Raw genomic sequence first — 13,164 nt, forward strand, 5'->3', positions numbered from 1 at the left:
CATAAACCAGCTCATTTGCAATCTGCTTTCGTTGACGTTGTCACCTGCACTGTGCTCCCAGCGATCAAACCAATACTGCGAACGTTGTCATTCGTGAGTGCGGAATTGCATAATTCCACTACTGAGGGATCCCCTCCGGAAGCTGTGTTGTACGGGGTCATCGTGTTATCGCCAAGATAACCTATCCCATCGCCCCGAAAGCGCACGGTTGTCGACGAAAGAACTTGCAAAGGCTGGTCAATCGAAGCGGCCAGCGCTGGGTGGAGCGCCTCAGCGGCTCCGCCATCTCGAGGCAAGTAGCGGACTTCTCCTGCGATAGCAGCCTTACAATTTGATCCAACCCCACTTTTTGGCGCGCTATCTTTACCACACAGGGCCACTGATTGATTACGTTTCACGGCTTCAGCACGCGCCGCAGCGATAGCGCCAACCCATGCATTGGTCGTCGTAATTAACTCGTTACGCGCAAGCGTATCCCGAAAACTCGGAATGGCAACGGTTATCAATATTGCTGCCACCGCCAAAGTAATCATCAACTCAACCAACGTAAAACCGCCGTCACTCCGGACACGCATAAAGCAAACCTCTTGTTATCTCAATTTCAGCCTACGAAACTCTGCGAAGAACACCCACCACTAAACGACAAACGGTGAGAAACCGGGCGTGAGCGGTATCCAGACAACAAAAAAGCGTGATCGAAATCACGCTTTTTTGTTGTCTGGGCAAGACGTTTGCCCTTAGTCGTCAATGCTCGCTATTGAACATTCACCGCATCAATCCGCAATTCCTTTGGCATAGAAAACACAATATTCTCTTCCCGCCCGGCAACCTCCTGCGGCTCTTCCCCACCTAATTCCTTCAAGCGGTTAATCACATCAGCCACCAGCACTTCAGGCGCCGAAGCCCCAGCCGTCACACCCACAGCGGTCTTACCTTCCAACCACTGCTTATCAATTTGCGCAGCTTCATCAATCAAAAAAGCTGGTGTTCCCATGCGTTCCGCCAGCTCGCGCAGGCGGTTGGAGTTGGAACTGTTCGGGGAGCCCACTACCAGCATCAAGTCGCAGTCGCCGGCTAGCTGCTTCACGGCATCCTGGCGATTCTGCGTGGCGTAGCAAATGTCGTCTTTACGCGGACCTTCAATTTTCGGGAACTTGGCGCGCAGTGCGTCAATCACCCGAGCGGTGTCGTCCATGGAGAGCGTGGTTTGAGTGACATAAGCTAGACGCTCAGCATCTTTCACTTCGAGCTTTTCAACATCGCCTTCGTCTTCAACCAGATAGATATTACCGCCGTTGCTATGGTCGTACTGGCCCATGGTACCTTCGACTTCCGGGTGACCATGGTGACCAATCAGGATGCATTCACGGCCGTCGCGACTGTTACGCATGACTTCCAAATGCACTTTGGTCACCAGCGGACAAGTCGCGTCAAAGACCTTCAAGCCCCGGCGAGCGGCTTCGTTTTGAACGGCCTGGGATACGCCGTGGGCGCTGAAGATCACTAAGGTGTCGTCAGGCACTTCATGCAATTCGTCAACAAACACTGCACCCCGATTGCGCAGGTTATCCACTACAAACTTGTTGTGAACAACTTCATGGCGCACGTAGATCGGCGCACCGAACACGTCGAGCGCGCGGTTTACGATTTCTATGGCACGATCTACACCGGCACAGAAGCCACGGGGATTTGCTAATCGGATTTGCATATCTTTACCCTTCAGTGTGTTTGCCCAGCGGGCTCCACATCGATGATCTGTACTTCAAAGCTCAGTGTACGCCCTGCCAACGGGTGGTTGAAGTCGACTTCCACTTCATCACCTTCCACTCGGCTGATCACGCCGGGTAGCTCCTGCTGCCGCGCATCGGCGAAGGAAATTACCACGCCCTTCTCCAAGACCATATCCGCGCTGAATTCGTGGCGTTTGAAGGTCTGAAGATTACTGGGATTGTGCTGCCCAAACGCTTTTTCGGGTGGCACTTCGAAGGTTTTGTGATCCCCGGCCTTCAGGCCCATCAAGTAGGCTTCAAAATTCGAAGGCAGGTTTTCATCGCCGATTGCCAGCGTAGCCGGCTCTTTGTCGAAAGTGGAATCCACAATTTCGCCATCTTCAAACTTGAGAGCGAAATGCAAGGTTACTCGGGTACCCTTGTCGATTGGCAGATCGTTCATAGGCTTAATTACTCCTGTCGGCATCCCCGCCGTCTTCAGCGGGTTTGCGGAATGCATCAAGTACCATCATAGCTGCGCCGATGGTGATGGCGGTGTCAGCCAGATTGAAAGCGGGGAAATGCCAGTCCTGCCAGTAAAAGTGCAGAAAATCGACCACGTAACCGTGAACCACACGGTCGTACACGTTGCCGATAGCGCCGCCCAAGATCAGCACGATGGCGATGGCGGTCCAGGTTTCGTTGGCTTTGAGTTTTTTCAGCCAACCCGTCAAAACCACACTGACCACCAAGGCCAAGGTTACGAAAAACCAACGCTGCCAACCGGCGGCCTCAGCCAGAAAACTGAAGGCCGCGCCGGTATTGTGCAGCAAGGTCAGATTAAAGCTGGGGATCACCGGAACCGGGTTGCCGTAGGTCAACATGGCGGTGGCGAGGTACTTGGTCCCCAAGTCCACCGCGATCACCAGCACGGCCAGCCATAACCATTTCAGTTTGCCGCCTTCTCGCTCATCAACCATGACCGCGTCCATCAAGCGTAGGCACGGGTTTCACCCGAGCCTTCCACGTTGCTAACACAGCGCCCACACAGGTCGGCATGATTTTCATGCTGGCCAACGTCTTCGCGGTGGTGCCAGCAACGCTCGCACTTGGCGTGAGTGGCCGGGGTCACCTTCACCAGCAAGCCTTCATGGCTGGTTTGTTCGGCACCGTCTGCTTCGCTGACCGGCTTCACCGTTGCTTCGGAGGTGATCAGCACGAAACGCAGCTCTTCCCCGAGGAAGTTCAGGCGCTCGGCCAAGCTGCCCTCGCAATACAAGGTAACTTCAGCGCTCAAAGAACCTTTGATATCACCGCGGGCACGAACGTCTTCGAGGCACTTGTTGACCGCTTCTTTCACACTGTAGATTTCACGCCAGTAGTCGCGACCCAGCTCGGCATCTTCCGGCATTGCGGTCAAACCTTCGTACCAGGTTTCGTAGAACACGGTTTCGCCACGCTTGCCAGGCAGATGCTGCCAGATCTCGTCAGCGGTAAAGCTGAGGATCGGCGCAATCCAACGCACCAGCGCTTCCGCCACATGATAAAGCGCAGTCTGGCACGAACGGCGCGCCAAGCTATCGGCCTGAGTGGTGTACTGGCGATCTTTGATGATATCCAGATAGAAGCCGCCCAGCGTCGCTTCACAGAAGCTGTACACCTTCTGATAGATACGAAGGAAGGCGTAGTTTTCGTAGTCTTCTTGCAGCTCGTTTTGCAACTGCAAAGCGCGATCAACCATCCAACGGTCGAGGGCGATCATGTCTTCCGACGCTACCATGTGCTGATCCGGCTCAAAACCGTTCAGGTTGCTGAGCAGGAAGCGCGCGGTGTTCCGGATACGACGGTAACCATCTGCTGTCTGGCGCAGGATGTCTTTGGATACCGACATCTCACCGCTGTAATCGGTGGCAGACACCCACAAACGCAGGATGTCCGCACCCAGTTCGTTCATGACTTCCTGCGGCGCGATCACGTTGCCCATAGACTTGGACATTTTGTAGCCTTTGGCATCCACAGTGAAGCCGTGAGTCAACACCTGCTTGTAAGGCGCTACGCCGTTCATCGCGATGGACGTTTTCAGGGAAGACTGGAACCAGCCTCGGTGCTGGTCAGAACCTTCCAGATAAAGATCTGCCGGGAACTGGCCCAGTTCTTCCCGTGCTCGCAGCACGGATTCGTGGGTCACACCGGAATCAAACCAAACGTCCAAGGTATCGAGCACCTTGTCGTACTGATCTGCATCGTCACCCAGCAATTCGTTTTGATCAATGTCGTACCACGCGTCGATACCACCAGCTTCCACCGCTTGCGCGACTTTTTCGATCAACTCTTGGGTGTTCGGGTGCAGGTCCTGAGTTTCCTTGTGAATAAACAAGGTAATGGGCACGCCCCAAGTGCGCTGACGGGAGATACACCAGTCCGGGCTCTGCTGGAACATGGCTTCAATACGGTTCTGGCCCCAGCCCGGCACCCAACGGATACCTTTGATGGCTTCCAGTGCATCGGCGCGCAAGTTGAGTTTGTCCATGCTAATGAACCATTGCGGCGTTGCACGGTAGATCAACGGCGTTTTGGTGCGCCAGCAATGCGGGTAGCTGTGACGGAACTTCTCGGCACGCACCAGTTTGCCTTCACGCTCCAGCGCGGCGCTGACCGGCTCGTCGGCTTTGTACACGTGAATACCGGCGAACTCGCCTGCTGCATCGGTATAGGTACCATCGGCTTTGACCAAATTGATGGTTTCGATACCGTAGGCTTTGCCCACTTCAAAGTCTTCCATACCGTGGTCTGGCGCGGTATGAACTGCACCGGTACCGGCATCCAGCGATACGTGATCACCAAGGATCGCGGGCACCTGCTTGTCGTAAACCGGGTGCTGCAGCAGCTGATTTTCAAGCGCGGAGCCGCTGACGTTGGCCAGCACGCGGAACTCTTCCACGCCCCAGCGAGCCATGATGCCTGCAACCATATCGGTGGCCAGAATCATCCGCTCTGGGCCGTTGCCGGTATCCACCTGCACCAAAGCGTATTCCAGATCTGCACCCAAAGAAACCGCTTGGTTGGCCGGAATGGTCCAAGGCGTGGTGGTCCAGATAACCACAGAAACGTCACCCTCACCTTCGTCGGTACCAAACAGCTTGAGCACAGCCGCCTGGTCAACAGCCGTAAAGCGCACGTCAATCTGGGTAGAGGTCTTGTCCTGATATTCCACTTCCGCCTCTGCCAGTGCGGACTGACCAACCACACTCCAGTAAACCGGCTTGAAGCCACGAACCAGGTGACCTTTGGCCACAATCTTGCCAAGGGCACGAACGATACCTGCTTCTACTTTCGGATCCATGGTCAGGTAGGGTTTATCCCACTCACCCATCACACCCAAGCGAATGAAGTCAGCCTTTTGCCCTTCAATCTGCTTGGCGGCGTAATCACGACAGGCCTGGCGAAAGGTTTTGTAGTCCACTTTCACACCGGCTTTGCCGATTTCCTGCTCGACCTTGTGCTCGATAGGCAGACCGTGACAGTCCCAGCCTGGCACGTAGGGCGCATCGTATCCCATGAAACTCCGGGATTTGACGATCATGTCTTTTAGAATTTTGTTTACCGCATGCCCGATATGAATGCTGCCGTTCGCATAAGGAGGGCCATCATGCAGGATGAATTTTTCCCGGCCTTCGCGCTGCTTGCGCAGGTTGCCGTAGACATCGAGATCCTGCCAGCGCTTGAGCATATCCGGCTCACGCTTGGCCAGGTTACCGCGCATCGGAAAGGCGGTTTCCGGCAGATTCAGGGTATGCTTGTAGTCGCTCATGTTTGTGTGCGCACTCTCTGGTTGGTCAGTTAAATCAGTTAAAGGGCTGAGCGGAATTGTCCGCCAGCCAGGCCCGGGCATGCCCGAAATCCCGAGCGATCTGTTGTCGCAACTCATCAACAGAATCGAATTTCACTTCGTCCCGCAAGCCGTGGCGGAACACAACGTTCAAATGCTGGCCGTAGAGTGTGCCAGCAAAGTCGAACAGGTGCACTTCCAGCGCCGGCCGCTTGCCGTCTACCGTTGGTCGAAGGCCAATATTTGCAATGCCGTCTTGCCATTCACCCGTCTCAAGACGGGCTCGAACTACATAAACACCGCGCAACGCGGGCATGCGATTCAGCAAAATGTTCGCAGTGGGCGCGCCCAGCTGGCGACCGAGCTGCCGGCCGTACACCACTCGGCCATGAATCCGGTAAGGGTGCCCCAAAAGACGCTCCGCTTCCTCTAGGCCGTTCACATTCAGAACCTTGCGAACCCGAGTGCTACTGACGCGTTCACCATCAACCGTCACGGTGCGGGTGTTCTCGACGGTGAAATCGTGTTCCTGCCCCACTTGCTCCAGCAGACGGAAGTCTCCCGCCCGGTCACAACCGAAACGGAAATCATCTCCCACAACCAGATGGCGCACGGCCAAGCCGTGAATCAGTACGTTTTCGATGAAATCCATCGCCGAGAAGCTGCGGAAGGTGTCATCGAAACCAATGCACAGCACTATGTCGATACCTTCAGCCAACAGCGCTTCGTACTTCTGCCGGAAAGGCATCAAACGGGGCGGTGCTTCACTGCCCTGAAAAAATTCCCGTGGCTGCGGTTCGAAAAACATCACCACCGAGGGCACACCCAGCTCGACAGCCTTTTGCCGTACCTGTTCGATAATCGTTTTGTGGCCTAGGTGTACACCATCAAAATTCCCAATGGTTGCGACACAGCCACCGGCGAGCGGCGAGTCCGCAGACGCGGACAAACGCTTAAGATTGGTGAGGCCTCGGATCAGACGCATCTACTGCGAACCTTTACTTGCCAGCTGGCTTTGGGTGCACACACCTACGGCATATGCACTGGTGAGAAAACGCGCGATTATACCCCAGTCGCGAGTGTGGTAAAAATCGTGAAGACGCTTACTTCTGCCGGAACTGGCGAAGGCGCACGCCACACAGCACCAAAGTCACGAAATACGCCGCTACACCAGCCGACACGATCACTGCCATATCGGCCGTTCTTTGCAGACCACCCGCGTTTAGCCAATCCGCCACCGGGGCGTTCAGCCAAAGCACCACAGCGGCCAACGCCGAGTTAGCCACTGCTAACTGAATTAGAAACTTAGGCCAGCCCGACTGACTCTGCCACGCCCCATCTTTGCGTAAGCCACGCCACAGGAGGTAACCGTTCAACCAAGCTGACATAGACGTCGCCAAGGCCAGCCCGGCGTGGGCTAGCGGCACAATCAAGGCCAGGTTAAACGCCATATTGGCGACCATCGCGATGATGCCTATCTTTACTGGGGTTTTGGTGTCCTGCCGAGCGAAAAAGCCCGGAGCCAGCACTTTTATCAACATAAACGCCAAAAGCCCGGCAGAATACGCCCTCAAGCTCTGGGCCGACATGGCCACATCACGGCCTGTCACCTCGCCGTAATGGAATAGCGTGGCAATCAAAGGCTCCGCCAGCAGCGCTAAAGCCAACGCCGCCGGCACCCCGATTAACAAAACCGCCCTAACCGCCCAATCCAGCGTCGCGGCAAACTGGTCTTTTGATTCTGCGGCATGCTTGCGAGACAGGCTGGGTAAAATCACCGTCGCAATCGCAATGCCAAACACCCCCAACGGCAATTCTGACAAACGATCGGAATAATACAGCCACGACACACTGCCGGTTTGCAGGAATGAAGCCAGCACGGTATCCAACAACAGGTTGATCTGACTCACCGACACCCCGAACAAGGCCGGCATCATCAGCTTCAAGATCCGGCTCACCCCTTCATGGCGATAATCCACCCTCGGCCGCGGCATCAAGCCCAGCCGCATCAGAAACGGAAGCTGGAAGAACAACTGCAACGCACCCGCAATAAACACCCCCCAAGCGAGCGCCATCACAGGCTCGCTCATCAGCGGCGCGAGGAAAATAGCGGCAACAATCATCGCCAGATTCAGCAGTACCGGCGTGAAGGCCGGCACAGCGAAACGATCGTAGCTGTTGAGAATGCCACCCGCGAACGCAGTGAGTGAGATCAGCAGAAGATAGGGAAAAGTAATGCGCAGCATGTCGCTGGCCAGCGCAAACTTCGCATCATCCTCAAGAAACCCGGGGGCAAAGATTGCGGTCAATACCGGCGCGCCTAGCATAGCCACCAGCGTCACCGCTAAAAGCACCAACCCCAGAGAGCCGGCCACTGCATCAACAAGACGCTTCACCTCAGAAATGTCGCCCTTTTGGCGATAAGACGACAACACCGGTACAAATGCCTGGGAGAAGGCCCCTTCGGCAAACAACCGACGCAGAAAATTCGGAATCTTAAAGGCGACAAAAAAGGCGTCCGCTGCGGTTCCGGCACCGAAATAACGGGCGATGACCATATCCCGCACCAAACCCAGCACCCGAGACAGCATGGTCATAACGCCAACCACGCCGGACGAACGCAACAAACCGGGCGGTTTAGGTGGCTGTTTTTGGGGCGACGGCGCGCGCGCTGGTTGCGGTTCGGCGGACATGTTGCGAGAATCCAATTTCAGAGTTCAAGCCTGAGCGGCGTTTCGGTATTCCACAGGGCGGGCCTAAGCGCCGCAGTATGCCCCGTGTAGCGATGCGCGAGTGTACCACAGGCCTGCAGCACGCGGGGATTACTGCGCCGACAACCTTGACATTTCAAGCGTACGGCGGCATAGTTCCGCGTCATTTATATCGACGCGCTCGTTATGGCGCGCCCGCGATCTAAACATATTCCGTTTTTATAGCAACGAATTCAGGAGTTTTACGGTGGCAAATTCCCCGCAAGCCAAAAAGCGCGCTCGTCAAAACGAGAAAAACCGCAAGCACAACGCTAGCCTGCGTTCTATGGCACGTACCTACATGAAAAAGGTTGAAGCCAAGATCAAGGCCGGTAACTACGAAGAAGCCCAAGCAGCCATGAAAGAAGCACAGCCCGTTCTGGACAGCATGGTCAACAAAGGCATCTTCGCCAAGAACAAAGTTGCTCGTCATAAGAGCCGTGTGAACACAAGAATCAAGGCTCTGAAAGCAGCCTAATTGTTGTGATCAATAAAAAAACCGGCTAACAAGCCGGTTTTTTTTATGTCTGAATTTTAAAGCATCTCGCTTAGAGCTATACAACCACTAGATTGTCTCGATGAATCATCTCTTCATCGGACACATACCCCAACAACTCAGTAATGCGATCACTGGAATGGCCAGCAATAACACCCGCCTCATCCGCATCGTAGTTGACCAACCCACGGGCAATCTCACGCCCGGCCAAATCCACGCACATAACCATTTCACCGCGGCGAAACTTTCCGCTGACGGCCTTTACACCAACCGATAGCAAGCTACGCCCACCCTGGCGCAACACCTTTACCGCCCCATCATCCAAAACCAGCGTGCCACGAGTCTGCAAATGACTGGCAATCCACTGCTTCCGAGCCGCCAACCTGCCGTGCTCCGGCAGCAGCAAGGTGCCAATGACATCTCCTTGCCGCAATCGATCAATCGCATTCTCGATGCGACCACCCACAATCACAGTAAATGCACCTGAACGCGCGGCCAACCGAGACGCCCGCAACTTGGTTAGCATGCCACCACGCCCCAACGCACCAGCACCGCCACCAGCCATCGCATCCAGATCTGGATCTTCCGCCTTACGCTCAGTGACCAGCTCAGCATCTTCGTGCTTACGCGGATCTTTGGTGAACAAGCCCAACTGATCAGTAAGAATAATCAGGCCATCCGCCTCGACCAGATTCGCAACCAACGCTCCCAGCGTGTCGTTATCACCAAAACGGATCTCATCGGTGACCACGGTATCGTTTTCGTTAACGATCGGCACCACTCCGTAATCCAGAAGCGTTCGCAGCGTACTACGTCCGTTCAGGTAACGTTTTCGATCGGAAAGATCATCGTGAGTCAGAAGAATTTGCGCTGTATGAATACCGTGACGCTTGAACTGAGCCTCCCAGGTTTGCACCAACCCCATTTGACCCACCGCAGCTGCCGCCTGAAGTTCGTGCAAATGTTGCGGCCGCGCACTCCAGCCCAGTCGACTCATACCCTCTGCCACAGATCCTGAAGACACAACCACAACTTCAACGCCACTGCGTATCAGCCCGGCAATCTGATCAACCCAATGACCCAGCGCGGTCACATCCAGCCCTTTACCATCATCGGTCAGCAAAGCACTGCCAATTTTCACCACCAATCGGCGGGCTTTCTTTAGCTGGATGCGTTCACTCATGACAGCAGCAATATCTCTTTGGCTTCTAGTTATTCGGGCGCGTAAACGACTTCGACATCATCATCGTCGTCGTCAAAATCGTCCTCGTCGCCTTCTTCACGAGAAGCTCGACGAGCATTGCGGTCCGCCTCAATTTTGGCGCGCGCCTCTTCATCCATCTGGCGACGACGAGCAGCTTCCTTCTCGGCAATCTCAGGATTTTCAGCCTCTTCTTCGGCCTGCTCTTCGATCCAACGCATTACGGCCTGAACCAACGGCTTAGTACCTTCGCCGGTAAGCGCGGACACAACAAAAACCGGACCATCCCAAGCGAGCTCATCGATGATCGCCTGACAATGCGCCTCTCGGTCTTCCTCCGGCACCATGTCAACTTTATTAAGCACCAGCCAACGCGGACGATTTGCCAGGGTTTCACTGAACTTTTCCAATTCGTACGCAATCGCTTTAACGGCTTCCACAGGAGACGAGCCGTCATAGGGCGCCACATCGACCAGGTGCAACAACAAACGGGTGCGAACCAAGTGCTTCAGGAAGCGAATGCCTAAGCCAGCACCTTCTGCCGCTCCCTCAATCAGCCCCGGAATATCCGCGATCACAAAGCTTTGGTGCGCCTGCACACTGACCACGCCCAAATTCGGAACCAACGTGGTAAAGGGATAGTCCGCCACTTTTGGCTGCGCCGCAGACACGGAACGGATAAACGTAGATTTACCGGCATTGGGCATACCCAGCAACCCAACATCCGCCAGAACTTTCAGCTCCAGGCGCAAATTTCGAGCTTCGCCTTCAGACCCTTTACTGGTTTGACGCGGGGCCCGATTGATTGATGATTTAAAACGGGTGTTCCCAAGACCATGAAAACCGCCCTGAGCCACTTTCAGACGCTGCCCTTCTTTGGTCAGATCACCCAAAACCTCATGGGTGTCCATATCCACCACCGTGGTACCAACAGGTACTGGCAACTCAAGATCATCACCTTTGATACCGGTACAGTTTCGACCCGAACCTGGCTGACCGTTCTGCGCTTTGTGTTTGCGCTGAAAGCGATAGTCGATCAGGGTATTCAGATTACCGTCCGCTACCAGATAGACGGAACCGCCATCCCCGCCGTCACCGCCGTCGGGACCACCCTTGGGTACGTATTTTTCACGCCGAAAACTCAGGCAACCATGGCCGCCTTTTCCCGCTTCAACAATGATGGTGGCTTCGTCTACAAATTTCATACGTCAAATGCCTTTGCATAAACTAAAAAGCCCCGCAGCCTCATGGAAGCTTTGCGGGGCTCCGGATTCGCCTGAAGACTGATTAAATCAGCATATCAGGAAATCCAAGGTTCGACAGAACCGGAGGATCGCCGCTGCTTACGCAGCCGGAACGATGCTCACGAACTTACGGTTCTGCGGGCCTTTAACTTCGAACTTCACCTGACCTTCCGCTTTCGCGAAAAGGGTGTGGTCCTTGCCAAGGCCTACGTTGTTGCCAGCGTGAAAACGAGTGCCGCGCTGACGAACGATGATGCTACCTGCAGATACAGTCTCGCCGCCGTAGCGCTTAACACCAAGTCGTTTCGACTCGGAATCGCGACCGTTACGGGTACTACCTGCTGCTTTTTTATGAGCCATTACCAGCCTCCTTCTTTAAGGGGAATGTTCAGAGCTTAGCCCTGAATACCCGTGATCTTAACTTCAGTAAACCACTGACGGTGGCCCTGACGCTTCATGGAATGCTTACGACGACGGAACTTGATGATGTTGATCTTGTCGTGACGACCGTGGCTAACCACTTCCGCAGTCACTTTAGCACCATCAACAACTGGAGCACCGACCTTAACGTCGTCGCCATTGGCTACCAGCAGAACACGATCAAACTCAACAGAGCCACCGGTTTCAACTTCAAGCTTTTCCAGCTTCAGTGTTTCGCCTTCTTTTACACGGTGCTGTTTACCACCGCTAACAATAACTGCGTACATTTTCTGTCTCCGCGATTGACCCATCCCTGCTCTTATCCGCCTGGTTCTAAGGGAAGCACTTTGGCAACCCTATTGCAGGGAGCGCAGGTTGGGATGAGTTGGGCGCGTGATTGTACGAAAAGCCGCCGGCCAATACAAGGGAGTTTACGACTCAAGTTGACACTCTAGGCAGCAATACCTAGCATTGCCGCGTCCTGCCCGAAAACTCAACGAACATACCAGTAAGGGACTTATCAGCCCCATGACAGCCCAGCGCATCCATGACACCGTAGCGGAAGACTTCAGCCGCGTGAACGATCTTATTATCCAGCGGCTTGCCTCGGATGTCCCGATGGTCGAGAAAATCGCCCAATACATTATCGAAAGCGGCGGTAAGCGCTTGAGACCGTTGCTGGTTTTGCTTTCCAGCCAGGCTGCGGGCTACAACAAAGACGACCACCTAAAACTGGCCGCAGTGATCGAATTCCTGCACACCGCCACCCTTCTGCATGACGACGTTGTCGACACCTCCGACATGCGCCGGGGCCGCAGCACTGCCAACGCTAAATGGGGCAACGCGCCAAGCGTGCTGGTAGGTGATTTCCTCTACGCCCGTGCGTTCGAGATGATGGTCGAGCTGCAAAGCCTTCCTATTATGAACGTTCTGTCGCACGCCACGGCAGTCATTGCCGAAGGCGAAGTCATGCAGCTGATGAATATAAAGAACCCGGATCTCACGGAGGACCAATATAGGGTTGTTATTCACAACAAAACCGCGATGTTGTTTGAAGCATCATCCCATTCGGGTGCTCTGCTCGCAGGCGCGAATACCGAGCAAGAAAACGCTCTGAAAGACTACGGCAAACATCTGGGTCTAGCATTTCAGCTGGTTGATGATGTGCTGGATTATCAAGGTGATACTGAAGCCATGGGGAAAAATGTGGGCGATGATCTGGCCGAAGGAAAAACCACACTGCCCCTCATCTACGCGATGAAGAACAGCAGCGAGGACGAGCGCCAACTCATTCGCCAGGCGATTCGCAAGGGCGGCCTGGACGATCTCCCCAAAGTTCTAAGCATTGTAAAATCATCCGGCGCTATTGAATACACCATGAACAAAGCACATGAAGAGGCTGAGACTGCCCGTAATCTGCTAAATTGCTTGCCGGAATCGGCGTATCGCGAAGCCCTGGAATTACTGACGGAAGCCGCCGTCGCTCGCGTAAGCTGACCCACAGAGCAGCGGAAA

The 13,164-nt window shown here is 54.7% G+C and carries 13 protein-coding genes; 2 read left to right on the top strand and 11 right to left on the bottom strand.

Annotation, left to right across the window (positions count from 1 at the left end; genetic code table 11):
- Positions 1–11: 11 nt before the first annotated feature.
- The 7 genes from K5L82_RS10100 to murJ all read right to left on the bottom strand — a co-directional run bounded on the left by K5L82_RS10100 (position 12) and on the right by murJ (position 8,231).
- Positions 12–575 carry a Tfp pilus assembly protein FimT/FimU gene (locus K5L82_RS10100; protein ID WP_223134079.1) on the bottom strand — a complete coding sequence of 188 codons (564 nt, stop codon included), beginning with the start codon at positions 573–575 and terminating at the stop codon, positions 12–14.
- 179 nt (positions 576–754) lie between these two features.
- Positions 755–1,708 carry a 4-hydroxy-3-methylbut-2-enyl diphosphate reductase gene (gene ispH, locus K5L82_RS10105; RefSeq protein ID WP_223134059.1) on the bottom strand — a complete coding sequence of 318 codons (954 nt, stop codon included), beginning with the start codon at positions 1,706–1,708 and terminating at the stop codon, positions 755–757.
- A gap of 11 nt (positions 1,709–1,719) precedes the next feature.
- The gene (gene fkpB, locus K5L82_RS10110; protein ID WP_223134060.1) at positions 1,720–2,172 is read right to left on the bottom strand and encodes an FKBP-type peptidyl-prolyl cis-trans isomerase; all 453 of its coding nucleotides are present in this window, start codon (positions 2,170–2,172) and stop codon (positions 1,720–1,722) included.
- Positions 2,173–2,176: 4 nt separating this feature from the next.
- On the bottom strand, positions 2,177–2,701 hold the full coding sequence (gene lspA, locus K5L82_RS10115) for a signal peptidase II (RefSeq protein WP_223134080.1): 525 nt from the start codon (positions 2,699–2,701) through the stop codon (positions 2,177–2,179).
- Positions 2,701–5,520 (bottom strand): isoleucine--tRNA ligase, encoded by a 2,820-nt coding sequence (gene ileS, locus K5L82_RS10120; protein ID WP_223134061.1) that lies wholly within the window; start codon positions 5,518–5,520, stop codon positions 2,701–2,703. Before ileS ends, lspA begins: the two co-directional genes overlap by 1 nt.
- Positions 5,521–5,554: 34 nt before the next feature.
- Positions 5,555–6,523 carry a bifunctional riboflavin kinase/FAD synthetase gene (gene ribF, locus K5L82_RS10125; protein WP_223134062.1) on the bottom strand — a complete coding sequence of 323 codons (969 nt, stop codon included), beginning with the start codon at positions 6,521–6,523 and terminating at the stop codon, positions 5,555–5,557.
- A gap of 118 nt (positions 6,524–6,641) precedes the next feature.
- Entirely contained in the window at positions 6,642–8,231 is a 1,590-nt protein-coding gene (gene murJ / locus K5L82_RS10130) for a murein biosynthesis integral membrane protein MurJ (RefSeq protein ID WP_223134063.1), read from the bottom strand.
- 265 nt (positions 8,232–8,496) lie between these two features.
- On the opposite strand from murJ, the gene rpsT reads away from it, so the two are divergent.
- Complete coding sequence (gene rpsT / locus K5L82_RS10135) at positions 8,497–8,766, top strand: 30S ribosomal protein S20 (RefSeq protein WP_133006456.1); 270 nt, start codon at positions 8,497–8,499, stop codon at positions 8,764–8,766.
- A gap of 76 nt (positions 8,767–8,842) precedes the next feature.
- Here the strand turns inward: rpsT and proB are convergent, their stop codons facing one another.
- The 4 genes from proB to rplU all read right to left on the bottom strand — a co-directional run bounded on the left by proB (position 8,843) and on the right by rplU (position 11,936).
- Positions 8,843–9,967: a glutamate 5-kinase gene (gene proB, locus K5L82_RS10140; protein WP_223134064.1), complete on the bottom strand. Its 1,125-nt coding sequence runs from the start codon at positions 9,965–9,967 to the stop codon at positions 8,843–8,845.
- A gap of 29 nt (positions 9,968–9,996) precedes the next feature.
- Complete coding sequence (cgtA, locus tag K5L82_RS10145; RefSeq protein WP_133006458.1) at positions 9,997–11,190, bottom strand: Obg family GTPase CgtA; 1,194 nt, start codon at positions 11,188–11,190, stop codon at positions 9,997–9,999.
- 138 nt (positions 11,191–11,328) lie between these two features.
- Positions 11,329–11,589, bottom strand: a complete 261-nt coding sequence (gene rpmA, locus K5L82_RS10150) for a 50S ribosomal protein L27 (protein WP_114335894.1) — start codon at positions 11,587–11,589, stop codon at positions 11,329–11,331.
- Between the two features lie 35 nt (positions 11,590–11,624).
- Positions 11,625–11,936, bottom strand: coding sequence for a 50S ribosomal protein L21 (gene rplU, locus K5L82_RS10155; protein WP_114335893.1), 312 nt, complete (start codon positions 11,934–11,936; stop codon positions 11,625–11,627).
- Positions 11,937–12,177: 241 nt separating this feature from the next.
- On the opposite strand from rplU, the gene ispB reads away from it, so the two are divergent.
- The gene (gene ispB, locus K5L82_RS10160; RefSeq protein WP_223134065.1) at positions 12,178–13,146 is read left to right on the top strand and encodes an octaprenyl diphosphate synthase; all 969 of its coding nucleotides are present in this window, start codon (positions 12,178–12,180) and stop codon (positions 13,144–13,146) included.
- Positions 13,147–13,164 lie beyond the last annotated feature (18 nt).

The organism is Marinobacter sp. AL4B, assembly GCF_019916045.1.
GTDB lineage: Bacteria > Pseudomonadota > Gammaproteobacteria > Pseudomonadales > Oleiphilaceae > Marinobacter.